Here is a 26175-nt window from a genome sequence, read left to right as displayed (position 1 = left end):
AATTATTTCACATATGGAAAATATACAAACAACCAAAACGCAGAATTTCTTTAGAATCCTACTAGGACTTTTTATGATTACAGCCGCAATTGGGCATTTTACTTTTCAAAGAACCGATTTTCAGGCGCAAGTTCCAAATTGGGTACCGCTAGATAAAGATCTTGTCGTGATTCTTTCCGGAATTGTCGAAATAGCTTTAGGTCTCAGCATGATATTTCTAACACGATATAAAGTAATTGTGGGCATTGCGCTGGCGGTATTTTATGTATTGGTTTTTCCAGGAAATATTGCCCAATATTTAAACAAAACTCCAGCCTTTGGACTCGACACTGATCAAGCCCGATTGATACGATTGTTTTTTCAACCCGTCTTGATTTTTCTGGCTTTGTGGAGTACGGGAGCGATTAGTTATTTAAAGAGGAAATATTAAGTTTTTAAAATTTGTAAGAAAATATCTTATTTTTTTATTCTTTCTATAACTTTAATTTTGTACGTTTGTCACCGACAAAATATCGCAGTAAAACAATCTTTTTAAACTTTTATAAGTTAACATAAGCGAACCCTCGCCATGATGAGCAGTTTAAACCGAAAGGCTAGCAAATCTATCTGTTTTACAGGTATTTTGTCACATCTAAAGCGAGGGTTTCGTGCGTTTAAAAATTTTCGATATGACAAAAGAAAATCAAAAAACATCAAACCGCGCTGTAATGCGCGCAGTAGCCATTTTCGTTTCTAACTTAAGTTTCGATGGAGAATTTCAAAAGCAACCTATCTATTTGCAGGAAGTATTTGAGGTATTACTCAAGACAGAATTTGGAAACGATCTTATTCTAAGGCAGAAAATGCTAAGCTGTCTGAAAACCAGCAGAGATTTGGTTAAAGTTTTATCTCAGTTCACAGACAAGCAAATTCAAAAAGCTTGCGATAATGTGATAATGGTAAAAGCAGTTTAGCTTTTTAGATAAAATTTAAAAGCTCCGATATATTTCGGAGCTTTTTTTATATGTGGTTTTTACGAATTAAATTTTTCTAATGCTATTGCTTCATCAAAATATTCTTTGAAAACATCAGATAAATTTTTGTCTTTAAATTTAATGATGGTGAAAGTGCTGTCAAAAGCAATAATCTCGATAGTAGAATTGGAGATTTGAAGGTTTTCATTTTTCCAAATTAAATCATTTCCTTCAGCAAAAGGAAGGTTGCATTCATCAATTATAATTTCTTCATCTTTAGAAAAACCAGAAATAACTCCCCAAATAAATTGAACATCCGAATTTAGAATTTCATTAAATTCCTGATTAGATAAAACAAAAAAAACTTGATTATGATTAATTGGAAGTTCTTTGTCTGTTATAAAATCAAAATCACTTATTACCCAATTAAAAGATTTTACTTCATCTAAAATTGGTTTTAAAATTTCTTTTAAGTTAGTGTGAAATTCTATTTTATCTGAGTTTTGAATGATCCAGTTCATTTATTATTTAATAATGTACTGTAAAAGTAATAGATTTTTGATTTTTCCCTCAAGCTTTTGACCGTAATGTTGAGCTTTTCAAAAATTATCTAATTGACACATTATCTAATCATCAAATTGTCTAACAAAATCTGATACTTCCGTCCAACGGGAATAATTTCGCCGTTGCACATAGTAAGCGTTTTAAAAGTAACCGCTGTGATTTTGGTAGTATTTACAATATAAGAACGATGCACTTGAACAAAACTTTTACAATCAATTTCGGAGGCGATGCTAGAAAGCGAACCGTAAATAATGTGTGGTAAATTGAGCTTAGTGCTGTACAGTTTCATGTAATTGCCAAGACTTTCGATATAAATAATATCTTGAAGAGGCATTTCGGTTATTTGTCCGTTTATGCGGTACGAAAGCGCTTTTGAATTGGGACTGATTTCTTTTTTCAAATTATTTCCAGAGAAATACGTTTTGGCTTTTTCAATCGCTTTGGCAAATTTTTCTGGAGAAATAGGTTTAAGCAGATAATCAATCGCATCGTTTTGATACGCCGAAAGCGCAAAATCAGAATAAGCGGTTGTGACAATCGTAAGCGGACGATTGGGCTGTAATTCCATTAACTCAACCCCAGAAATTACCGGCATATTAATGTCGAGAAAAATAATATCGTATGGGTTGGCATTGAGCATTTTTAATGCTTCCATACCACTAAAAGCACTTCCGGAATGTTCCAGTTCGTCAAATTTTGAGATGTGCGAAATCAGCGCTTTGTGCGCCGGCGATTCATCATCGATTATGAGACAGCGGTAGGTAAGTGCCATATGCTTAATTTTACGGTAAACGCATTTTTTTCTTTTCTACAGCATAAATCATGTTTTAAGCCGTAAACTTCCAGACGTCTTTTTAAGTTTTCAATTCCAATTCCGGTACTCGAAAGTCGGGAACCAGAATCAAGATAACTGTTTTTTATGGTAAACGTCAAATTTCGGTTTTTTATCTTTAAATCCAGATTAATAAATGGCTGAGCAGTTTCGGCAGAAAATTTCACCGCATTTTCAACCAATGGCAAAAAGAATAAAGGCGGAATCTCGATTCCGTTATGAATCCCTTCAATATTCTGGGTTACAGATAATCTTTCGTTTCTAAAGGTATAATATTCAATGTACTTTTCTACAAAAGCTATTTCTTCTTCAATTAAAACATAATCTTTTTTAGAAGCTTCAATTTGATAACGCAGCATATCCGAAAGATTTAGGATTCGGTCAGGAACTTTATCAGGTTCTGCAAGGGCTTCTCCGTATAGATTATTCATGGCATTTAATAAAAAATGCGGGTTCAGCTGTTGTTTCAAAAACGAAAGCTCTGATTTGAAATTCATAATATCCTTATCGGCCTGAGTGATTTTTTTGGTAATCACAATATGAACAAAGTAGAAGAAAGTCCCGTTAATAATCAGCGATAAAATCTGAAGTGTTTTTAAATTTCCTAATCCTACAAATGGGAAAAACCAATCCATAAAAAAGAAAAAGGCTGTCCAATAGATTAAAAGCAGCAAAAAGAAATGTTTGAGTTTTTTGCGAAATAGAAAGGGTCTGATAATACAAACATTAAAACAAGTAATCCAGATTATACACGGAAAATAACCCAGAGCAATTTTGCCAAACATGTAATTGATATCATGTCCTTCGGCTTTTATTTCGTCATATACACAAGCGATAATGACCAAATAAACAAGAGTGTTTACGAGAATGTTTCGCAGAATAAAGTTCTGGTAAATTTTTGCAATTGTCATAGAGGCAAAAATACTATAATCGTATAGTTTATAGTGTTTTGAAAAGAATAATTTATACGAACGCCATTCGTATAAATCATACGCCACTGGTATAAAATTGCTGTTATAATACGATTTGGTAATTTACTTTTGACACACCGATTCGAGAATCAGTTCTAAAAAAACAAATTAGAAAGAGAGTTTTTAAGATTTAAAATTGTTTAGTTATGGTTGTTGAAATTTTTAAAACAAACGTAGAAAAGGAAACCGAAACCAATTATGTTATCGCAGTAATTAAAAGACAATTTCCTTCTTATAAGGTGAATTTTGATTTAGAAGACTGCGATAAAATCCTTCGTGTAGAAGGTTTAGAATTGCAATGGAATACGATAATTGATTATGTCAATTGTTTGGGATTTTTATGTATTCGATTAGAATAAATGTTTTTTGTTTCAGGTTTCAAGTTTCACGCATTGACTCGATAACCTGAAACTTAAAACTTCAATCCTCAAACAAAAACAGGTACAAATCGTGATTCTATGTGATTTTTTTGTAAGTATTTTGTGTTGTTTTTTATTTCGAAAAATTATTTAAAAATGATAAGTTTTATCCTTTCGGTTTTCGTTATGCTTTTAAAGCTTTTATTGGGATAACAAATTGTTTCTGCTTTTATGAATGCTTTTTAGGTCAAAAGGAATAGTCGCTTTTTGGGCATTATTTTCTACATTTGTGCCTTATGAAAAAAGCATTCCAACTCTTCGATTTTACTCAAAAAGTCAATTATAAAAATGAAATTTTAGCCGGCTTTACTGTGGCAATGACTATGATTCCAGAATCGCTGTCGTTTGCTATTTTGGCTGGATTTCCACCTTTGGTAGGATTATATGCGGCTTTTATTGCCGGATTGGTAACCGCTATTTTTGGAGGAAGACCAGGAATGATTTCCGGTGGAGCAGGAGCAACCGTAATCGTTTTGATCGCCTTGATGAAATCGCACGGAATTGAATATGTTTTTGCAGCCGTTGCGCTTGGCGGCGTAGTGCAAATTTGTATCGGACTTTTTAAACTCGGAAAATTTATTCGTTTAGTACCGCAGCCCGTAATGTTTGGTTTTGTAAACGGATTAGCGGTTGTTATTTTTATGTCGCAGTTGGAACAGTTCAAAACCATTGTAAACGGACAAGTTTCGTGGCTTCAAGGAACACCTTTGTATATTATGACGGGTTTGGTTGCTTTAACAATTGGAATTGTTTTAATTTTTCCGAAGATTACAAAAGCAGTTCCGGCTTCGTTAGTAGCTATTATGATTGTTTTTGCGTTGGTCATTGTTTTGAATATCGAAACCAAAACTGTAGAAGATATTGCGTCTGTACAAGGCGGATTTCCTCCTTTTCATATTCCAAATATTCCGCTTTCATTTGACACTTTAAAAGTTATATTTCCCTATTCGGTTATTGTTGCAGCTGTTGGTTTAACAGAAGGTTTGCTTACGCTGAATTTAGTTGATGAAATTACGGGAACACGTGGAAACAGTAATCGTGAATGTATTGCGCAGGGAAGTTCAAACATTTTAAATGGATTTTTCTACGGAATGGGAGGCTGTCCTATGATTGCACAAACGCTGGTAAATCTTGGAGCAGGTTCAAGAGCCCGACTTTCGGGAATTATCGCAGCTTTAACCATTTTAATTATCATTCTTTTTGGTGCTCCCGTAATTGGGAAATTACCAATGGCAGCATTAGTAGGCGTGATGATGATGGTTGCAGTTACTACTTTTGAATGGGCAAGTTTCAGGATTATCAATAAAATGCCGAAACACGATATTTTCGTTGGAATTTTAGTAGCATTAATAACTATTGTATTGCATAATCTGGCTTTGGCAGTTTTGATTGGTGTGATTATTTCGGCTTTGGTTTTTGCTTGGGAAAGTGCTAAAAGAATTCGTGCCAAACATTTTATAGATGAAAACGGAATTAAAAATTACGAAATTTTTGGACCGTTATTTTTTGGATCAACAGCAGGTTTTCTGGAGAAATTCGACATTGTGAACGATCCGGATCATGTTATTATCGATTTTAAAGAAAGCCGAGTTTCAGATATGTCGGCAATTGAAGCTTTAAACAATCTAACAAAAAAATACAATCAGCTAAATAAGGTTGTTGAGCTGAAACATTTAAGTGAAGATTGTCGCCAATTGCTAAAAAATGCAGATGCGGTTATTAATGTAAATATAATTGAAGATCCCACTTATAAAGTGGTGTCTTGATAATTAGAGAATGTGGCAATTTGCCAATTAGATAATTCAATAAAACCCGATAGTTTTTAAAACCTATCGGTTTTTTTTTGATAATTGATTAAGTTTTTGTCATCCTGAGCGAAGTCGAAGCCCACTTGCCAATTGGAGCGCCCTTCGACTTCGCTCAGGGTGACAGCAGTTAATCATTTTCTAATTGTCACATTTTCAAATTATCTAATTATATAAAGATTGATTTTCGTAACTTTACAAAATGAAGCTGACAGAAACCTTAGAAGATTTTTACACAATCAAAGTAAACGGAATGCCCGAGAATCTTAAAAAAGAAATCGGACATTTTAATGTTTTTAAATTAGATGACTTTGTTGGAAGTATCTGCAAACCATTTCCATACACGAGAAAAGACTTTTATAAAATAAGTTTGATTATTGGGAAAAACAAAGTTCACTATGCTGATAAAGTAGTTGAAATTGAAGATCAGGCCTTGTTTTTTGCCAATCCGCAGATTCCCTATAATTGGGAACAGATTGATGAAAACCAAACAGGATTCTTCTGTATTTTTACCGATGCTTTTTTTAGCCAATATGGGAATTTAAAAGAATATCCATTATTCCAGCCGGGCGGAAATCCTATTGTTCCCATCTCAATGGAATTAGCCGAATCTCTAAAATTGGTTTACTTAAGAATGTTTGACGAAATCAATTCGGATTACGCTTTTAAATATGATATGCTTCGAAATCTGGTTTTCGAAATTATTCACCTTGCGCTTAAAACACAAACCGTAACTACTTCATTATATAGTAAATCAAACGCAACAATTCGCATTTCTTCCTTGTTTTTAGAATTATTAGAGCGTCAGTTTCCGATAGAATCGATCACACAGCAGATTAATTTCCGTTCGCCTTCAGAATATGCGAGTCAATTAAATGTGCATGTGAATCATCTCAATAAAGCTTTAAAAGAAACTACCGGAAAAACGACTTCGCAGATTATTTCCGAAAGAATTGTTCAGGAAGCGATGATTCTTTTAAAACAAACCAATTGGAATATTAATGAAATTGCTTGGTGTTTAGGATTCGAAGAACTGTCTCATTTTATCAATTTCTTCAAGAAAAATGTTCAGGTTTCGCCTAAAAACTATCGTTTAACTGAAATTGTTTGATTTTTGCAACTTCTTACTTGATTGCTTTAATTTTTGAGAAGCACTTCGGTAATACCTTTGTCCTGTAATTATAAACGTAAAAATTTAAAATCATGGGAAATAACAAAGTTTGGTTTGTCACAGGTGCTTCAAAAGGACTTGGATTAGAATTAGTTAAAAAGCTTTTAGCAGAAGGTTTTAAAGTAGCTGCAACTTCAAGAAGTGAATCTTCATTAATAAAAGAATTAGGAAATGTATCTGAAAATTTCCTTCCTCTTGAAATGGATTTAGTAGATGAAAAAAGCGTGAAAAATGCCATCGACAAAACCGTAAATCATTTTAAAACAATTGATGTATTAGTTAATAATGCTGGTTACGGGTTATTAGGAGCTTTGGAAGAATTAACCGATGCTGAAGCTAGAAAAAATTACGAAGTAAATGTTTTCGGGTTATTAAACGTAATTAGACATACAGCGCCAATTCTTCGTGCCAATCAATCAGGACATATTTTTAATATTTCTTCAATTGGAGGATATTACGGAGAATTTCCAGGTTGGGGAATTTACTGTTCTACAAAATTTGCAGTTGCTGGTTTAACAGAATCTTTAGCAGCAGAAATTAAACCATTTGGTGTTCACGCAACAATCGTGTATCCAGGTTATTTTAGAACCGATTTCTTAAAAGATAGTTCTTTATTACTGCCAGAAAATCCAATTGAGGAATATAAAGAAGTTAGACAATCTGAAAACGCACACAAAGAAGGAATCAACGGAAATCAGCCGGGAGATCCTGTAAAATTAGCGGAAGCTTTAATTAAAGTTAGTCAAGATCAAAATCCACCGTTGCATTTATTTTTAGGTGAAGATGCTTTCAATATGGCAAATCAAAAAATAGCAAGTGTTCAAGGTGAATTAGGACAATGGAAAGAGGTTTCTGTTGGGACTAATTTTTAATTAGATAATGTGTCAATTTGGTAATTAGAAAATTTGTCCATAATTTTTGTTGAATTGCCTCCAGATTCATCTGGAGGAATAAAATAAATGATGAAAAAAGGGCTTTAGCCGAACTATGAAGTTTGGCTAAAGCCCTTTTGGGATTCAATAAGTCAACCTCCAGCTAAAGCAGGAGGCAATTGATTTTTATGTAATGAAGAGAAATTATCTAATTGACAAATTTTCTCATTGACACATTACTTCAGCATTGCATCAACATCGCTCAATTTTCCGTCAATTTCGCCAATCTGCAATCCTAGAATATGAGCAATTAAAGGATAAACCGAAACATTTTGAAACGTTTTTACTTTTTTATTGACTTTAAAAGCAGGGCCTTTTGCGTAGAAAATAGCATGCATATCTTTCTCATTATTATCATAACCGTGAGTGCCGCCCTGTATATGTGTACTTTCTTTGCTTACTAAACTCCATCCTTTTTCGGCTTCGATAACAAAATCATGTACACGCGGATTTGTTCCATAATGTAATCGTTCAGGAACTTCTGCGGCTTTCCAAAATTTAATATACGGTACTTTTTTTAAAGCATTTGCAATAGAATCCTGAAATCCGGGTTTTGCCTGTATACTCATAATTGGATTCACGACATCTTTATAACCCAGCCATTCTGGTTTTAAATAATCAAGAATTGCTACTTTTTTGGTATTACTGATATCCAGCCATTCCGTGATCTGAGACAAGAATTAAATTAATTTGTTTTCCGATAGGCAGTTGCTCTAATTTACGAGATAGTTGGCCTATAATAGAATCCATCTTGATAACCATTTTTTCAGTTTGAGGAGAAAGAGGACCAAAATTATGTCCTGTGTGATCAGGCTCATCAAAATATAAAGTAACCAGATGAGGTCGTTGTTTTTCAGGAAGCTGTAACCATTTCATAACGGTGTCGATTCTGGCTCCGTACGTAATTTTATTATCGTAATTTTTGAAATAGCTTGGATTTCTTTTGTCAATATCTGAACCCGGCCAAAAGAACGAAGCCGTTTTTACACCTTGTTGCTCTGCTAGATTCCAAATTGGGATTCCTCCGTAAAAACGGGAATCTTTTTTAGCATCGCTTGATAATGAAAACGATTGGTTTAAAGAAGCATCGTAAAAAACGTTATTGATGATTCCGTGATGATCCGGATAAAGTCCTGTTACAATCGAATAATGATTTGGAAACGTTTTAGTTGGATATGATGGTTTCATCGATTTGGCGTGAACGCCTTCTTTTTCGATTTTTTTCAGGTTTAGAAGATTATAAAGTTTGCCGTAATCCCAGCGAAATCCATCCATCGAAACTAAAACAACATAGTTGTCTTTGTTATTTTGAGCTTGTAAAAAAGTTGTGAGAAGTAAGAATGTAAAAGATAAAAGGTGAGTTTTGAATTTTCTCATTTTGCAATTTTAAATAGAAATACAAAGGTATTAATATCACATTTTTTAAAGAGAAAGAGAATGTTTAATAAAAAGAATAGCCACGAATTCACGAATTATTTTTTTCAAATCTTTGTGTTTAAAAATAGTTGTCATTAATTATACGAATGCTTTGATCTGTGTAATTGAACAAAATATTCGCAAAGATTGCATAATAATTCGTGAATTCGTGGCTAACAAAAAAAAGCGCCAGATAAAAATCCAGCGCTTTTAAGTTTTAAGAAGAGAACGATTACATCATTCCTGGCATTCCGCCTCCCATTGGCATTCCGCCTCCGGCATTTTCTTCTTTAATATCGATTAATGCACATTCTGTAGTTAAGATCATTCCAGAAACAGATGCAGCGTTTTCAAGAGCTACACGAGTTACTTTTTTAGGATCGATAATACCAGCAACAAGCATATCTACATATTCATCAGTTTTTGCGTTGTATCCAAAGTCACCAGAACCTTCTGTTACTTTTGCAACTACAACAGAACCTTCAAGACCTGCGTTTTCAACGATAGTTCTTAATGGAGATTCCACAGCACGAGATACAATCTGGATTCCAGTTGACTCGTCAGCATTGTCTGCTTTAAGTTCTGCTAAGACAGTTTTTGCTCTTAATAAAGCAACACCACCTCCGGCAACGATTCCTTCTTCAACAGCAGCACGAGTAGCGTGTAATGCGTCATCAACTCTGTCTTTTTTCTCCTTCATTTCTACTTCAGAAGCAGCACCAACGTAAAGAACAGCAACACCTCCAGCTAATTTAGCCAAACGTTCTTGTAGTTTTTCTTTATCGTAATCAGATGTTGTAGTTTCCATCTGACCTTTAATTTGGTTGATACGGTTTTTGATGATATCCGCTTCACCAGCTCCGCTTACGATTGTAGTATTGTCTTTATCGATAGAAACTCTTTTTGAGGTACCTAACATTTCGATAGTAGTATTCTCTAAAGTATATCCTCTTTCTTCAGAGATTACTGTTCCTCCTGTTAAGATTGCGATATCTTCTAACATTGCTTTTCTTCTGTCACCAAAACCAGGTGCTTTTACAGCAGCAATTTTAAGAGCTCCTCTTAATTTGTTTACTACTAAAGTAGAAAGAGCTTCACCATCTACATCTTCAGCGATAATCAATAATGGTTTTCCTGATTGTGCAACCGGCTCTAAAACTGGAAGTAATTCTTTTAAAGAAGAAACTTTTTTGTCGTATAATAAGATGTATGGAGAGTCTAATTCAACTTCCATTTTCTCTGGGTTTGTTACAAAGTAAGGAGAAAGGTATCCTCTGTCAAACTGCATTCCTTCAACAACGTCTACGAAAGTGTCAGTTCCTTTAGCTTCTTCAACCGTGATAACACCTTCTTTACCTACTTTTGCGAAAGCATCAGCGATTAATTCACCAATAACTTCGTCGTTGTTTGCAGAGATAGAAGCAATTTGTTTGATTTTGTCAGAATCGCTTCCAACTACTTTAGCTTGTTTTGCTAAATCGGCAACGATAGCTTCAACGGCTTTATCAATACCACGTTTTAAGTCCATTGGGTTTGCACCTGCAGCAACGTTTTTAAGACCTTCTTTTACGATAGCCTGAGCTAAAACTGTAGCAGTTGTAGTTCCGTCACCAGCTAAATCATTGGTTTTAGAAGCAACTTCTTTTACCATTTGCGCACCCATATTTTCTAATGCGTCTTTTAATTCGATTTCTTTTGCAACAGAAACACCATCTTTAGTAACGGTTGGTCCACCAAATGATTTTCCAATAATTACATTGCGACCTTTTGGTCCAAGTGTTACTTTTACAGCATTTGCTAATGCATCTACACCACGTTTTAAACCATCGCGTGCTTCAATATCAAATTTTATATCTTTTGCCATTTTTAATTTTTGTTTAAAGTTTTGATTTGTTTCAAGTTACTTAGTCTTAATACTTAATACTGTTGTACTTAATACGTTTTTAGATAATTGCTAAAATGTCATCCTCACGCATAATCAAATAATCAGTTCCTTCAAGTTTTAATTCTGTTCCGGCATATTTGCCATAAAGAACAGTGTCACCAACTTTTACAGTCATAGTATGATCTTTAGTTCCGTTTCCTACTGCTACAACAGTACCCTTTTGAGGTTTTTCTTTGGCAGTATCTGGAATAAAAATACCTGAAGCAGTTTTAGTTTCAGCTGCAACAGGCTCAATAAGTACGCGGTCAGAAAGCGGTTTAATGTTTAAAGCCATGATTTAATATTAATTAAGTTATAAGTTATATATTTTTTAATGTTCAATAAACTTTCAGAAATTGTGCCATGCTCTATAAACTGACATTATTTCCTAAAAAAAATGCCAGCTTTGACAGGCTGGCATTTTAATTTGTGTTGTATATATTATTTTGCTGCAGGTGCTGCTGGAGCAGGAGTTCCTTGTACAGGAGCTGCCGGAGTACTTGCAGGAGCTTCCGTTTTTTCAATGATTTTAGATCCTGTATCTCCTAATGATCCAGTGAAGCTTAAACTTGAAAGTAAGATTAAAGCAATCAAAATAGTTGCTAGTGTCCAAGTACTTTTGTCTAAAAAGTCAGTTGTTTTTTGTACACCACCTAACATTTGAGTTCCGCTGATAGTAGAAGACAATCCGCCTCCTTTAGGGTTTTGTACCATAATCACTACGATCAATAGAAAGCAAACTATTGTGATTAAAACTAAGAAAATTGAAAATGTGCTCATTTGTATTAATTATTATTGTTATTTTGTTGTAAAATCTTTATATCCGAAATGCGGTCTGCAAAGAAAGTAATTTTTTCTGGATATTTCAAAATTAATATTTCATATGCTTGTATAGCCTTTGTATATTTTTTTTGTTCCAAATATACTCTGGCCAAAGTCTCTGTCATTAGGTATGAATTCTCCTCTTCATCAACATTTAATTGTATCGACGGATTGGCCATAGTAGGCTTGATAGGTGAGATTTTTGGATTTGCTTCAATAAATCTGTCAATTATTTCTGCCTTTTTCTTTTTTTCATCCTCGACTGAAGCGTTTTCGGTTATTTCAATACTTTTTTTTTCATTTGAATCTGATTCTGTCGAAGTATCTTTTGTGCGGTCAATAGGCTCTGTTCTGGCCAATTGAAGCCATTCCTGAAAAGAATGTTTTTCATTTCCTTTGAAATCTATTGGTTTTCCAATTTCTAGATTTTCTTCGGCTGTTTTTACAATTTCCGAAATTTCAGTTTTTTCAGTTTCCTGAACTTCAATAATTTCTTCTTCATCTGCAGCTTCTTCATCGATTTTTGATTCCTCAATTACTTCAGGTGCTTCAAAAACAACATTCGCAGGCTCAATAATCGAAACTAAAACAGCTTCCTCAGCTGGATCAACGGTTGGCTCAGCAATTTCTTCTTCTTCCTCGTCATCTACAAATTCATCAAAAAAGGTATGAGTTCTAAGTTTTACAACAGGTTGTTCAGCAATATCGGCTGGTTTGTTTTCGTTTTCAACTTCCTTAAAGGTGTTAAGAATTTCTTCTTCGCTAGGAGCTGCAATTACATCTTCTATAACAGGTTCAGGAATTTCTTCTGTTTCAGTCTCTGTAACTTCTTCAAAACTTTCGAATATTTCTTGTTCGTCCTTAATTTCGGCAGGCTGATCTATTACAGGTATAAAAGTATTTAGGATTTCTTCTTCGCTTGGACTTATAATAGATTCTTCTTCGGGAATAACTTCTTCTGTTATTTCTTCCGTTTCAGTTGTTACCGCTTCAAAGGTATTTAATATTTCTTCTTCCGTTGGAATTGCAATAGCAGGTTCAAGAGCGGTATCGTTTAGTACTTCTTCTGCTTCAGTTACTTTTACAAAAGAATCTAAAATTTCTTCTTCGCTTAAAACAGCAATAGGTGGTTCAACAATGGTTTCTTCAACTGTTTCAGCAATTGGTTCTTCTGTTTTTTCTACAATTTCAGAAGGTTTTTCAAAAACAACGGTTGTAGCTTCTTTAATTGATTTTAAAATAGACTGTTCGATAGGATCAATACGAACTTCTGGAGTTTTTTTGACTTCATCAAATGAAACAATTTCACTATCTAAAACATTGATTTCTAAAAGATCTTTAAGTTTCTGATCGTAAAATTCATTTTGAATCGAGGTAAATTTCTCAGAAGTGATAAAATCAAATAAAACCGAACGATCTGCCGTATGCGCAGCCGCAACTTTTAAAGCATAATTATACTTAAAGCTGTTTTGGCTGTAAAGTCCTTTTAAGCGAAGTGCTCTAGCACTTTGAAAATATGGAAATTCATTCAAAACGCTTCCTAATGCTTCCGTTTGCTTTTCTGTAATAGCATCAGGTTTGTTCATTAAGTAGGTATAATCAGTAACGTTCATTATTTTTTATTTAATCGAATTTTTCTTTTTATTAATTATGGCTTCATCTTCAGTCTATTAACGACTAAATCATTGGACTTATTTTACCACTTAGCAAGAGATTCATTAAAAATGTCTTGTGTGATTCTCTCAAAAATGGTTTTAATAGCTTCGTTTAACACCGATCCTGTAGGTAGAGAAGTTCCAGGGAAATCGTAGTAAAACTCAAATGTTTTTTCGAAATCATCTGTTTCTTTCTTTTTGTTTGTAAATCGTACCATAACACGAATTGTTAAGCGGTTTTGTGCAGCTTGCTGATCTGCTGTTGCAGTCATTGGCGTGATTCTGTAATCTACGATTTCACCTTCATAAACCAATTCACCGCCGTTACTAACTAAATTCAAATTGGTTTGATTCATAATCAAATCCTGTAAGGCCAGGGTAAAATCCCTGTCAATTCCAGGTTCAACCAAATCAGCATTATTATGAAAAAAGTTAACCTGAAAAGTTTTTGCATCAATTGTAGATGCTCCTGTAAAGTTATAAACACCACAGCCGCTCAACATGAAAAGGCTAAGAAATGCAAATAAAGAATATATTTTTTTCATAATGTTTATTGGGGGAATTCCAATGTTTTAAATCTCAAATTCCAATTCTGTCCAAATATAGGTAATTGAAATTTGGAATTTTGAAATTGTATTTTAATTATTTTATAAATCGAATTGTTTGATTTTGCGGTATAAAGTTCTTTCTGAAATACCTAATTCATCAGCTGCAGCTTTTCGTTTTCCTTTGTTTTTCTCCAATGATTTTTTAATCATCTCGATTTCCTTTTGTTCTAAGCGTAAAACTTCTTCTTCTTCAATAGTTTCGGCAAACAAATAATTGTCTTCGGGTATTTGATAGTTTTCTTCGCGTACTGCAGGAGTAGTCATAACAGCGGTTCTTGGTTCTTCTTCAAAATCAATTTCGCTGTCATTTTGCTGATTACCGTATATTTTCTGAATCAAATTCGGATTAATGTCCTGCACTTTAGAAGTGCCGTTTTTCATTAATTCCAAAGTCAGTTTTTTAAGATCATTCAGGTCGCTTTTCATATCAAAAAGTACCTTATATAATATGTCTCTTTCCGTACTGAAATCACTTTCTTTTTTATTGTCGTTAATAACAGATGGCAGATTGCTTCCTTCGGCTGGTAAATACGATTGTAAAGTCGCAAGATTGATATCGCGATTGGTTTCTAAAACTGAAATCTGTTCTGCGACATTTCGAAGCTGACGAATGTTTCCGCTCCATCTGAATTTCTGTAAAAGCTGTACGGCATTGTCATCTAGTCTTAGAGGCGGCATTTTGTATTTATGAGCAAAATCGGCCACAAACTTTCTGAACAACAAATGAATATCGTCGTTTCTTTCGCGCAAAGGCGGTAATGTAATTTCTACTGTGCTTAAACGGTAGTACAAATCTTCGCGAAATTTTCCTTTTTCAATGGCATTGAATAAATTCACATTGGTTGCAGCTACGATTCTGACATTTGTTTTTTGAACCTGAGATGAACCCACTTTTATGAATTCGCCATTTTCTAAAACACGAAGTAATCTTACTTGGGTTGTTAACGGAAGTTCGCCAACTTCATCAAGGAATATCGTTCCGCCATCTGCAACTTCAAAATAACCTTCACGTGTGCTTGTTGCGCCTGTAAAAGCTCCTTTTTCGTGTCCGAAAAGTTCACTGTCAATTGTTCCTTCTGGAATGGCACCGCAGTTTACGGCAATATATTTACCATGCTTTCTGTGTGAAAGCGAATGGATTATTCTTGGAATGTTTTCTTTACCAACACCACTTTCCCCAGTTACCATTACTGAAATATCAGTTGGGGCAACCTGAATGGCTTTTTCGATAGCACGATTTAATTTTGGATCATTACCAATAATCTCAAATCGTTGTTTTATTGCTTGAACTGTTTCCATTTGTGTTTTATTTCAAGTTTTTTATTTGTTTCAGGTTTCAGGTTTTACAACTTTGACCATAAAACTTTAAAATCTGGCTTATAATTTGTTTCAAGTTTGAAGTTACAGAAATAACCTGAAACCTGAAACATCAAACAATTTTAATTCATGCTGCTCAACCCTACAGCTTCACCTTTAAGGGTTCCACTTGTACAGCTTGTTATTTTTACATTTACGAAATCTCCAATTTTATAATTTTCTTTTGGGAAAACCACTGTAATACTTTGAGAGTTTCTTCCTGAGAATTCGTCTTTTGATTTCTTTGAGACTTTTTCTACTAAAACTTCTACGGTTTTTCCAACAAACTCTTCGCTTCTAAACCAAGCATGTTTTTGCTGTAAATCCACGATTTCTTGTAATCTTCTGGCTTTGGTTTCTTCTTCAACATCATCTTTCATTTTTCTTCCTGCCAAAGTTCCAGGACGTTCAGAATATGAATACATATAACCGAAATTATATTTTACATATTCCATTAAACTTAATGTATCTTGATGATCTTCTTCCGTTTCTGTTGGAAAACCAGCAATCATATCTTGCGAAATCGAAGCATCTGGAACAATTGCTCTGATTTTATCAATCAAAGCCATATATTCTTCGCGAGAATGCAGACGATTCATTTCTTTCAAAATTCTATTACTTCCAGATTGAACTGGTAAATGAATGTGTTTACAGATATTTGGATATTTTGCAATAACATGTAAAATGCTTTCGTGCATATCCTGCGGATTTGAAGTCGAAAAACGAATACGCATTTTCGGAAATCCTGCAGCCACCATTTCAAGAAGCTGTTCAAAATCAACAGCGGTTGCTTTTTGCATTTCAGAAGCGTTTACAAAATCCTTTTTCAATCCGCCTCCGTACCAAAGGTAACTGTCAACGTTTTGTCCAAGAAGCGTAATTTCTTTAAAACCTTTGTTCCATAAATCTTGAATTTCAGCCATAATGCTCTGTGGCTCACGGCTGCGCTCACGTCCGCGTGTAAAAGGTACAACACAGAACGTACACATATTATCGCATCCACGAGTGATTGAAACTAAAGCAGTTATTCCGTTACTCATCAAACGAACTGGCGAAATATCTCCGTAAGTTTCCTCTTTCGATAAAATTACATTAATCGCGTCGCGTCCTTCTTCAACTTCTGCTAATAAATTTGGAAGATCTTTGTAAGCATCTGGACCAACAACAAGGTCGACGATTTTTTCTTCTTCCAAAAATTGGCTTTTCAAACGTTCTGCCATACAGCCTAAAACGCCCACTTTCATTTTCGGATTGGTTCGTTTTACGGCGTTGTATTTTTCAAGACGTTTACGAATAGTTTGCTCTGCTTTGTCACGAATTGAACAGGTGTTTACCAAAACTAAATCGGCTTCTTCTAAAACCGAAGTAGTGTTGTAACCTCCGTCAGATAAAATGGAGGCTACGACCTCGCTGTCCGAAAAATTCATCGCACAGCCGTAACTTTCTATAAATAGTTTTTTTGTATTCTCGGGTTTATTTTCTAAAACAAGACTTTCGCCTTGTTTGCTTTCTTCAATAATCTTTTCCATTGTAAAAATTCAAAGTGCAAAGATAACGGAAAAAGGAGCAAAGATGACAAGATGGCAGAAAAGAATTTTAGATTTGTGATTTAAAATTTTATATGTTTACATTCTTTGTGAAGATTTGCAGACAATTTATAATCTAAAATCTAAAATCAGAAATCTAAAATAAAAAGAACATTTCTTGGTCAGAATAGTGTAAAAGTTATACCTATATATATAATGTAGAATATTACAGATAAATCTGCAATTTTAGGTTTCATAATATCAAAATACTTCAAAAATGCATCCATAAGGTTAATATTTAAAAAAAATAAATACTTTTGTTGCAGAAAATAAGAGCAATGGCAAAGAATTTAGTAATAGTGGAGTCACCTGCAAAGGCAAAAACGATCGAGAAATTTCTCGGGAGCGATTTTCAGGTGGAGTCAAGCTATGGTCACATAGCAGACTTACCATCAAAGGAAATAGGGGTAGATGTAGAAAATGGTTTTAAACCTAAATACGAAGTTTCCCCAGATAAAAAAGCCTTGGTAACGAAACTAAAATCACTTTCTAAAAATGCCGAAACGGTTTGGTTAGCAAGCGATGAGGACCGCGAGGGAGAGGCTATTTCATGGCACTTGGCGGAAGAATTAAAATTGGATACAAAAAAGACCAAACGAATTGTTTTTCACGAGATTACAAAATCTGCTATTCTTAAAGCAATTGATAATCCAAGAGAAATTGATTATAATTTAGTAAATGCACAACAGGCTAGACGTGTTTTAGATCGTTTAGTAGGTTACGAATTATCTCCTGTTTTATGGAGAAAAATTAAAGGCGGACTTTCTGCTGGACGTGTACAATCTGTATCTGTACGTTTAATTGTAGAGAGAGAACGTGAGATTCAGAGCTTTAATGCAGTTGCAACGTATTCAATTGTAGCAGAATTTGTAAATGAAGGCGGAAAAGCATTCAAAGCGAAACTGCCAAAAAATTTCAATACAAAAAAAGAAGCCGAAGATTTCTTAAATCGAAACATCGGTTCTAAATATAAAGTAGGAGATTTAGAAACTAAACCTACTAAAAAATCACCAACAGCACCTTTTACAACTTCAACCTTGCAGCAGGAAGCAGCAAGAAAATTGTACTTGCCGGTTGGAATCACTATGCAGTTAGCTCAGCGTTTATACGAAGCGGGACTTATTACTTATATGAGAACCGACTCTGTGAATCTTTCAAAAGAAGCAATGGACGCAGCTGAAGCAGAAATCATTAAATCTTACGGAAAAGAATATTCAAAACCTCGTGTTTTTGCTAATAAAAACAAAGGTGCTCAAGAAGCACACGAGGCAATTCGTCCAACAGATATGTCTCGTCACTCCGTTAATATTGATCGTGACCAAGCTCGTTTATACGATTTGATCTGGAAAAGAACTTTGGCTTCTCAAATGAGCGACGCACAGTTGGAAAGAACAAACGTAAAAATAGAAGCAGATAATCATGATGAAGTTTTTACAGCTTCTGGAGAAGTATTACTTTTTGAAGGTTTCTTAAAAGTGTATTTAGAAGGTCATGATGATGATGAGGAAGAACAAGAAGGAATGCTTCCAGCTTTAAAAGTAAACGAAAAACTAGCTAATAATTATATTACAGCTACAGAACGATATTCTAGACCGCCGGCTCGCTATACAGAGGCTTCTTTAGTAAAGAAGTTAGAAGAGCTTGGAATTGGTCGTCCTTCTACTTATGCGCCAACAATTTCAACAATTATCAATAGAAATTATGTTGAAAAAGGAACATTGGAAGGTGTAGAACGTAATTACACACAGCTTACTTTGCAAAATAGTAAAGTAGGAGAGAAAGTTCTAAAAGAAAATACAGGTTCTGATAAAGGGAAATTAGTTCCAACTGATATTGGTACCATCGTTACGGATTTCTTGGTAAAGAATTTCGGAAACATTTTAGATTATAATTTTACTGCCAAAGTTGAACAGGATTTCGATGAAATTGCTGAAGGAAACATCGACTGGGCAAAAATGATGCAGGATTTCTACAATCAGTTTCACCCAAATGTAAAAGAAGTTGAAGCAAATGCTGAACGTGAAAGCGGTGAAAGAATTCTAGGGAAAGATGCTGATGGAAGACAAGTTTCTGTTCGTTTAGGAAAATTTGGGCCAATGGCTCAGATTGGAGAAGCAGATGATGAAGATAAAAAGTTTGCCAGCTTAATGGCAGATCAAAATATTGGAAATATTACTCTAGAAGAAGCTCTGAATTTATTCTTGCTTCCTAAAAATCTAGGTACCTATAAAGGAGAAGAAGTGGAAGTGAGCAATGGTCGTTATGGTCCTTACGTTCGTCACGGAAACATGTTTATTTCATTGCCTAGAGGAGAAGATCCGCTGAGTGTTTCAAAAGAAAGAGCTCAGGAATTAATCGATGAAAAAGCATTGGCCGATGCTCCAATTGCGGTTTATAAAGGAGAAGGTGTTCAAAAAGGAGTGGGGCGTTTTGGTCCATTTATCAAATGGAACGGTCTTTTTGTAAACGTAAGCAAAAAGTACAATTTTGATAATTTATCTCAGGCTGATGTTGAAGAATTAATTGAAGATAAGCTTCAAAAGAATATCGACAAAGTAATTCATAACTGGGAAGAAGAAGGAATTGTAGTTGAAAAAGCACGTTGGGGGCGATCAGTGATTTTGAAAGGAAAAATCAAAATTGAATTGAGTAAAGATGTTGATGCTTCAAAATTAACACTAGCTCAGGTTCAGGAAATGATTGAAGCAAAAGCTCCAGCTAAAAAGACTCCGGCAAAAAAGGCGGCAGCAAAGAAAGCTCCGGCAAAAAAGACAACAGCGAAAAAGAAATAATTTTAAGCACAATAAATGGAATTTGATTTTCTAGAACCAGTAAGCGACGTAGTTTTAAAATATGTCAATACACTGTCTTCACAAGAACTTGGGAGTAAAATAGTTTTTCATACTCAAGATCAGTTTCCTGATATTGATAAAATCCATATTGCCATTATTGGGGTTTTAGAAGACCGTCGTAATATCAATATGGTAAATGAAGTGAATCTTACAGCAGTTCGTAAGAAGCTTTATGGAATGTTTCCAGGAAATTGGGATGCGTCAATTGCAGACTTAGGTGATATTTTGGCAGGAGATTCAGTAGAGGATACATACTTTGCAGTAAAGAAAGTAACTTCTTCCTTAATTAAGAACAAAGTTATTCCTATAGTCCTGGGAGGTTCTCAGGATTTAACATACGCTTTATATCGCGCATACGATGATTTAGAGCAAATGGTAAATTTGGTTGCGGTAGATAATAGATTTGATTTTGGAAAAGAAAATGAAACAGTTTCAGCAAATTCATACCTTACACAAATTATAATCAACGAACCAAATAATCTTTTTAATTATTGTAATATAGGATATCAAACCTATTATAACTCTCAGGAAGAGATCGATTTAATAGAAAAATTGTTCTTTGATGCGTATCGTTTAGGAGAGATTTCGAATCAAATTACTCTAGCTGAACCCGTTTTTAGAGATGCTGATTTAGTGAGTATTGATTTGAATTCAGTAAAATCCTCAGCCTCAGGGAATATGGTTTCTTTTGAGCCAAATGGGTTTAACGGAAAAGAAATTTGCGCTCTTGCCCGATATGCAGGAATCAGTGATAAAGTATCGTCTTTTGGGATTTTTAATCACAACAGTACAGTCTCAGAATCACCAATTATGGCTCAAATTGTATGGTATTTTATTGAAGGGTATCACTATCGTTCTAAAGAATATCCTTTTGGAAGCCGAACCAATTATTTAAAATATATTGTTCCGCTTGAAGAAGAAGAATTGGTATTCTATAAAAGTGACAAAACCGAGAGGTGGTGGATTGAAATTCCATACGAAACAAATGGCAGCAATAAATTGAAAAGAAATACGTTATTACCGTGTTCTTACGACGAATATTTGAGTGCTTGCAATCAAGAATTGCCAGAAAGATGGTGGAAAGCACAACGAAAAAATGCTTTGTAAAAGAAAAATTAAATAAAAATCTTATTTTTTGTAAAACTATAGAAATTAAGTTAAAAATATTAGTAAGATAAGTTTTATAATGCATAAAAATTAACGTTTTACGTCGATTTTTTTAATCAGTTTGTCGATGAAATATTTTTTTTTTATTTTATTTAACATTATTTTTGAACGGTAAAATAAAATTCGCAAATAGCTATTGTTTTTTAGATAAATAATAAATACGTTTACGGACTTTTAATAATGAATAGATAATCCAAATTTATATGAAGAAGTTTATTGCATTTACAGCAATGTTAACACTAGTAATCGGCTGTGGTAAGTCAGGTGACAAAGGTGAATTAGTTGGTGTTACAGGAGGGAAATGGCACCCTGAAAAACCGTATGGAATGACTTTGGTTCCGGGTGGATCTTTTATTATGGGTAAATCTGATGCTGATTTAGCTAATGTGGAAGACGCTCCAACTAAATCAGTAACTGTTCGTTCTTTTTATATGGACGAAACTGAGATTACAAATAGTGAATACCGTCAATTCGTGGAGTGGGTAAAAGACTCTACAATGAGAGTTCGTCTTGCTATTTTAGCTGATGAAACTGGTCAAAAAAGTACTGGTGACAAAGGTAAAAAAGGCGGAAGCATCGCTGATTATGCATTTAATGATTCTGAGCCAGATAAAATGACGGCTTATGATAAATATATGTATGATAACTACTATAGTGTAGGAACAAAAGATGATCCGTATGCTGGTAGAAAATTAAACAAAAAAGTTAAATTAATCAGAGATACTAAAGCTTATCCAGATGAGTACTATGCTGAAGTAATGGACTCAATGTATTTACCAATTGAAGAATCATACAATGGTTTAAGAACAATTGATGTAAATAAATTGAAATTCCGTTATTCTTGGATGGATATTCAGGCTGCTGCTAAAGCAAAAGTTGGAAAAAGAAAAGACTTCGTAAAAACGGAGCAAGTAAATGTGTATCCTGATACAACAGTTTGGATTAAAGATTTCGCTTATTCATATAATGAACCAATGCACAATGATTATTTCTGGCACAAAGCTTATGGAGATTATCCTGTAGTAGGTGTGACTTGGAAACAAGCTAAAGCTTTCTGTGCTTGGAGAACATTAAACAAAAACAGTTATATTAAATCTAAGAAAAAAGGACGTGACTTAGTTAACGCATTCAGACTTCCAACAGAGGCTGAGTGGGAATATGCTGCAAGAGGTGGTCTGGAGTCTGCTACATACCCTTGGGGAGGACCTTACACGAAGAGTGATAGAGGTTGTTTCCTTGCAAACTTCAAACCAAATAGAGGAGATTACGCTGCTGATGAAGCTTTATACACAGTTGAAGCTAAATCATACGAGCCAAATGGTTACGGATTATACAATATGGCAGGAAACGTTTCTGAGTGGACAGATTCTGCTTATAATCCAAATGCATACGAATACGTTTCTACAATGAACCCTAACGTAATTGATGGAAACAACCAAAGAAAAGTTGTTCGTGGAGGATCATGGAAAGATGTTGCTTACTTCTTACAGGTAAGTACTCGTGATCACGAATATGCTGATTCTGCTAGAAGTTATATTGGTTTCAGAACTGTACAAGATTACATGGGAACACAAGTAACTGGAAACGGAACTGGCAAAAAGAAATAAGTGAATTATTAAATCAATTATAATAACCAAATCGAATCTATTTTAAATTAAAACCTAAAAAAAAATTATTATGGCATTATTAAGTAAAAAAGCAATGAATTTCGCTTATGGTATGGGAGCGGCAGTAGTAATCGTTGGAGCTTTATTCAAAATTACTCACTTTGAAATTGGGCCATTAACAGGAACAGTTATGCTTTCAGTTGGTCTTCTTACTGAAGCATTAATCTTCGCGTTATCTGCTTTTGAACCGGTTGAAGATGAACTAGATTGGACTCTTGTTTACCCAGAATTAGCTAACGGACAGGCTAGAAAAAAAGAGGCTAAAGCTGAAAATCCAACTGAAGCACAAGGATTATTATCTCAAAAATTAGATTCATTATTAAAAGAGGCTAAAATTGACGGTGAATTAATGTCAAGCTTAGGAAACAGCATCAAAAACTTCGAATCAGCTGCTAAAGGAATTGCTCCAACTGTAGATTCTATTGCATCTACTAAAAAATACGGAGAAGAATTATCTCTTGCTGCTGCTCAAATGGAATCATTAAACAGTTTATATAAAGTACAATTAGAAAGTGCTTCTAGAAATGCTGAAGCTAATAAAGAAATCGCTGAAAATGCATCTAAATTAAAAGAGCAAATGCAATCTATGACTGCTAACATTGCTTCTTTAAACAATGTTTACGGTGGTATGCTTTCTGCAATGAGTAACAAAGGATAATTAGTTTTTAACTATTATAGTATATTTATTAATAAGAACTAATTAGAAAAAAATGGCAGGAGGAAAATTAACCCCTAGACAGAAGATGATCAACCTGATGTATCTGGTTTTCATCGCGATGTTGGCAATGAACGTATCAAAAGAAGTTATTTCTGCTTTTGGTTTGATGAATGAAAAATTTGAAGCGGCAAACACTGCTTCTGTTGCAACAAACGAAAGTTTATTAACGTCTTTAGATCAAAAAGCTGCTGAAGCAAAAGGAGAATTTGCTAAAGCTGCTGAAACAGCTCACAAAGTTCAAGCAGTATCTAAAGAATTCTATGACTATATCGCTGGTTTAAAAGCGCAGTCAATCAAAGGATTTGAAATTGATAAAGAAACTGGAAAATTACCTTACGAGGCAATGGACAGAGGTGATAATATCGACGACTGGTTTACAGGAGACGGTTACACTAAAAAAGGTAACGAAATTATCGCTAAAATTGAGAAATATAAATCAGATATTAAAACTGCTCTAGGAACAGATAAAAAATATGCTGGTATTATTTCTGAGGTTGAGAAAAAATTTGATGTTTCTGACGTAAAAAACAAAGAAGGTATAAAAGAAAAATACTTAGCTTATCACTTTAAAGGTTTTCCTGCAATTGCATCAGCTGCTAAACTTTCAGCTTGGCAAAATGACGTTAAGAAAACTGAAGCAGACGTTTACAACAGCGCTTTAGGAAAAGCTGCGGTTGCTGCTGCATCTTACAGTAATTACCAAGCAATTGTTGTATTAGACAAAAATGCTTATTTCCAAGGAGAGAAAGTAACTGGTAAAGTAGTTTTAGGTCGTTATGACGAAAACACTAAACCAACATCTTTCCAAGGTCCTGGACAAATCGTAAACGGACAAGCGGTTATCTCTTTAACTGCAGGTGGAGTTGGAGAACAGGATATCAACGGACAATTTACGTTCTTAGAGGATGGTAAAAACATTCCACTTAAATTCTCTGGAAAATATGTTGTAGTACCAAGACCAAATTCAGCTACTATTTCTGCTGATAAAATGAATGTTGTATATAGAGGAGTTGTTAACCCAATCTCTGTATCATTCGCAGGTGTTGATGCAAACAAAATCGTTGCTAGTGCTCCTGGATTATCTTCAGCTGGTAAGCCTGGAAAATATAACATGAGCCCTGGTTCAGGTACAGAAGCTACGATTTCTGTTACAGGAACATTACCAAACGGTGACAAAGTTACTGATAAGAAAACATTCAGAATTAAAGGTATTCCTGGACCAACAGGAACAATCAGAGGAGAAATGGGAGTTGTTAAAGGTCCTAAATCGAACTTAGAGATTGCTACTATTGGAGCTAAATTACTTGATTTCGACTTTGAAGTTGGTTTAGATGTTGTTGGATTCAACATGAAGATTGCTGGACAGCCTACAGTTGTTGTTACTGGTAATAAAATGAATGCACAATGTAAACAAGTACTTTCAAGAGCAGGTAAAGGAGATCAGGTTACTATTTCTGAAATTAAAACTAAACTTGTTGGAGCTGGTAGTTATTTATTACCAAGAACTGCTCCGGTAATTTATGAAATACAATAATAAAGTAGCTTAAAACTACGTTCAATATCATATAATAATACCACGATGAAAGTAAGAAATTTTTTATTAGCTGTTGTTTCTATCGCTGGAGGTTTTGCTTCTAATGCACAATCTAATTTGCTAAACGCGAAAACACCTGCTCAAATAGGACTTAAAACTCCTGCGCAACTTATCTCTGATAATGATAAGCCTCTAGCTTATGGTTATGTAGATGATAGAGATATTTTGATGGGAAAAACTACTTGGGAAATCATTGATTTAAATGAAAAAATCAACTTTCCAATGTACTTTCCTGTAGATACGGCTAATATTGGACCTGATAGACGTTCTCTTTATGACGTCTTGACGAAAGCTATCAAAAAAGGTAAAATAACTGAGGTTTATACTGATAGCTATTTCAATACTAAAAAATCTATGAAAGACATCGAAGGATCATTATCTCGTATTGATACAACAGATGCTGGTAGAGAGCTTATCAACCAATATCCAGATGATTACAAATCACGTGTAGTGAAGAAAAAAGTAGTTACTGGTACTGGTAAAAATAAGAAAGTAAACTATGTTGAAGAAACAGTTGGACCAACAAGAACAGTTCCTGCTGAGTACATCTTAAAACAAGATCTTACTTCTGCTGATGTATCTCAATATAAAATTAAAGGATACTGGTATTTTGACAAACGTCAAAGTGAATTGAAATATCGTTTACTTGGACTTTGCCCTGTAACTCCTGACGTTTATACTATGAATAGTGACGAAAAGGATTATATCGAGTTATTCTGGGTTTTCTTCCCAAATGCACGTGAAGCGCTGCATGAAGCTAAAGCTTTCAACGATAACAACTCTGCTTTGCCAATTTCTTTTGATCAGATATTAAATTCAAGAAGATTTAATGCGGTAATCTATAAAGAAGAAAACTTGTACGGAGATCGTGAGATCAAAGATTACATGAAAGACAATGCTCAGAATCAGTTGTTAGAATCTGAAAGAGTAAAAGAGAAAATCCGTAATTTCGAGCAGGATATGTGGAATTACTAAGTATCTGAAATACAATATTTAAAAAACTCTTACTACATTTGTAGTAAGAGTTTTTTTTTGTTTATATCTCATTTTGAATATTTTATATTCCATTTGTGATTGACAACTCTAAAATGATTTTAATTATGTAAGAAAAATTGCAATATTTTTAAATGAATTACGTTTAACTTCTTAATAATATATATCAT

The 26175-nt window shown here is 34.2% G+C and carries 24 protein-coding genes; 12 read left to right on the top strand and 12 right to left on the bottom strand.

The window, feature by feature from the left end:
- The first annotated feature begins 13 nt into the window (after positions 1–13).
- Positions 14–430, top strand: a complete 417-nt coding sequence (locus J0383_RS06450) for a DoxX family protein (protein WP_207297603.1) — start codon at positions 14–16, stop codon at positions 428–430.
- A 238-nt stretch (positions 431–668) separates the two neighbouring features.
- Positions 669–953: a hypothetical protein gene (locus J0383_RS06445; RefSeq protein ID WP_207297602.1), complete on the top strand. Its 285-nt coding sequence runs from the start codon at positions 669–671 to the stop codon at positions 951–953.
- Between the two features lie 59 nt (positions 954–1012).
- Here the strand turns inward: J0383_RS06445 and J0383_RS06440 are convergent, their stop codons facing one another.
- From J0383_RS06440 to J0383_RS06430, 3 genes are all read right to left on the bottom strand, one after another.
- Positions 1013–1474: a hypothetical protein gene (locus J0383_RS06440; RefSeq protein ID WP_207297601.1), complete on the bottom strand. Its 462-nt coding sequence runs from the start codon at positions 1472–1474 to the stop codon at positions 1013–1015.
- 101 nt (positions 1475–1575) lie between these two features.
- A complete protein-coding gene (locus J0383_RS06435; protein ID WP_207297600.1) occupies positions 1576–2289 on the bottom strand; it encodes a LytR/AlgR family response regulator transcription factor in 714 nt (237 codons plus the stop codon).
- Positions 2262–3260: a sensor histidine kinase gene (locus J0383_RS06430; protein WP_207297599.1), complete on the bottom strand. Its 999-nt coding sequence runs from the start codon at positions 3258–3260 to the stop codon at positions 2262–2264. The genes J0383_RS06435 and J0383_RS06430 overlap by 28 nt, the downstream gene beginning before the upstream one ends.
- A gap of 206 nt (positions 3261–3466) precedes the next feature.
- Between J0383_RS06430 and J0383_RS06425 the strand changes: the two genes are divergently transcribed.
- From J0383_RS06425 to J0383_RS06410, 4 genes are all read left to right on the top strand, one after another.
- Positions 3467–3679: a hypothetical protein gene (locus J0383_RS06425; RefSeq protein ID WP_207297598.1), complete on the top strand. Its 213-nt coding sequence runs from the start codon at positions 3467–3469 to the stop codon at positions 3677–3679.
- 296 nt (positions 3680–3975) lie between these two features.
- Entirely contained in the window at positions 3976–5505 is a 1530-nt protein-coding gene (locus tag J0383_RS06420; RefSeq protein ID WP_207297597.1) for a SulP family inorganic anion transporter, read from the top strand.
- 241 nt (positions 5506–5746) lie between these two features.
- Entirely contained in the window at positions 5747–6655 is a 909-nt protein-coding gene (locus J0383_RS06415) for a helix-turn-helix domain-containing protein (protein ID WP_207297596.1), read from the top strand.
- A 92-nt stretch (positions 6656–6747) separates the two neighbouring features.
- Complete coding sequence (locus J0383_RS06410; protein WP_207297595.1) at positions 6748–7587, top strand: SDR family NAD(P)-dependent oxidoreductase; 840 nt, start codon at positions 6748–6750, stop codon at positions 7585–7587.
- Positions 7588–7823: 236 nt separating this feature from the next.
- On the opposite strand, the gene J0383_RS23675 is transcribed toward J0383_RS06410, so the two are convergent.
- From J0383_RS23675 to miaB, 9 genes are all read right to left on the bottom strand, one after another.
- Positions 7824–8324 carry an alkaline phosphatase family protein gene (locus tag J0383_RS23675; protein ID WP_239023259.1) on the bottom strand — a complete coding sequence of 167 codons (501 nt, stop codon included), beginning with the start codon at positions 8322–8324 and terminating at the stop codon, positions 7824–7826.
- Positions 8290–9024 (bottom strand): alkaline phosphatase family protein, encoded by a 735-nt coding sequence (locus J0383_RS23670; protein WP_239023257.1) that lies wholly within the window; start codon positions 9022–9024, stop codon positions 8290–8292. Before J0383_RS23670 ends, J0383_RS23675 begins: the two co-directional genes overlap by 35 nt.
- 271 nt (positions 9025–9295) lie before the next feature.
- Positions 9296–10927, bottom strand: a complete 1632-nt coding sequence (groL, locus tag J0383_RS06400; RefSeq protein WP_207297594.1) for a chaperonin GroEL — start codon at positions 10925–10927, stop codon at positions 9296–9298.
- A 79-nt stretch (positions 10928–11006) separates the two neighbouring features.
- Positions 11007–11282, bottom strand: coding sequence for a co-chaperone GroES (locus J0383_RS06395; RefSeq protein WP_008467105.1), 276 nt, complete (start codon positions 11280–11282; stop codon positions 11007–11009).
- A gap of 146 nt (positions 11283–11428) precedes the next feature.
- A complete protein-coding gene (gene secG / locus J0383_RS06390) occupies positions 11429–11767 on the bottom strand; it encodes a preprotein translocase subunit SecG (protein ID WP_207297593.1) in 339 nt (112 codons plus the stop codon).
- A 5-nt stretch (positions 11768–11772) separates the two neighbouring features.
- The gene (locus tag J0383_RS06385) at positions 11773–13422 is read right to left on the bottom strand and encodes a tetratricopeptide repeat protein (RefSeq protein WP_207297592.1); all 1650 of its coding nucleotides are present in this window, start codon (positions 13420–13422) and stop codon (positions 11773–11775) included.
- An 83-nt stretch (positions 13423–13505) separates the two neighbouring features.
- Entirely contained in the window at positions 13506–14009 is a 504-nt protein-coding gene (locus J0383_RS06380) for an LptE family protein (protein WP_207297591.1), read from the bottom strand.
- A 102-nt stretch (positions 14010–14111) separates the two neighbouring features.
- A complete protein-coding gene (locus J0383_RS06375; protein ID WP_207297590.1) occupies positions 14112–15371 on the bottom strand; it encodes a sigma-54 interaction domain-containing protein in 1260 nt (419 codons plus the stop codon).
- Positions 15372–15511: 140 nt separating this feature from the next.
- Complete coding sequence (gene miaB / locus J0383_RS06370; RefSeq protein WP_207297589.1) at positions 15512–16957, bottom strand: tRNA (N6-isopentenyl adenosine(37)-C2)-methylthiotransferase MiaB; 1446 nt, start codon at positions 16955–16957, stop codon at positions 15512–15514.
- A 335-nt stretch (positions 16958–17292) separates the two neighbouring features.
- Between miaB and topA the strand changes: the two genes are divergently transcribed.
- From topA to porN, 6 genes are all read left to right on the top strand, one after another.
- Positions 17293–19806 carry a type I DNA topoisomerase gene (gene topA / locus J0383_RS06365; protein WP_207297588.1) on the top strand — a complete coding sequence of 838 codons (2514 nt, stop codon included), beginning with the start codon at positions 17293–17295 and terminating at the stop codon, positions 19804–19806.
- A 15-nt stretch (positions 19807–19821) separates the two neighbouring features.
- Positions 19822–20973, top strand: coding sequence for a formimidoylglutamase (locus J0383_RS06360; protein ID WP_207297587.1), 1152 nt, complete (start codon positions 19822–19824; stop codon positions 20971–20973).
- Between the two features lie 263 nt (positions 20974–21236).
- Positions 21237–22640 (top strand): T9SS ring complex lipoprotein PorK/GldK, encoded by a 1404-nt coding sequence (porK, locus tag J0383_RS06355; RefSeq protein WP_207297586.1) that lies wholly within the window; start codon positions 21237–21239, stop codon positions 22638–22640.
- 70 nt (positions 22641–22710) lie between these two features.
- The gene (porL, locus tag J0383_RS06350) at positions 22711–23358 is read left to right on the top strand and encodes a type IX secretion system motor protein PorL/GldL (protein ID WP_207297585.1); all 648 of its coding nucleotides are present in this window, start codon (positions 22711–22713) and stop codon (positions 23356–23358) included.
- Between the two features lie 52 nt (positions 23359–23410).
- Positions 23411–24952 (top strand): type IX secretion system motor protein PorM/GldM, encoded by a 1542-nt coding sequence (porM, locus tag J0383_RS06345; RefSeq protein WP_207297584.1) that lies wholly within the window; start codon positions 23411–23413, stop codon positions 24950–24952.
- Positions 24953–24997: 45 nt separating this feature from the next.
- The gene (gene porN / locus J0383_RS06340; protein WP_207297583.1) at positions 24998–25987 is read left to right on the top strand and encodes a type IX secretion system ring subunit PorN/GldN; all 990 of its coding nucleotides are present in this window, start codon (positions 24998–25000) and stop codon (positions 25985–25987) included.
- Positions 25988–26175 lie beyond the last annotated feature (188 nt).

It is taken from the genome of Flavobacterium endoglycinae (assembly GCF_017352115.1).
Classification (GTDB): domain Bacteria; phylum Bacteroidota; class Bacteroidia; order Flavobacteriales; family Flavobacteriaceae; genus Flavobacterium; species Flavobacterium endoglycinae.
The sequence above is the reverse complement of the archived record's forward strand: the minus strand, read 5'-3'. Positions and strand labels throughout refer to the sequence as shown.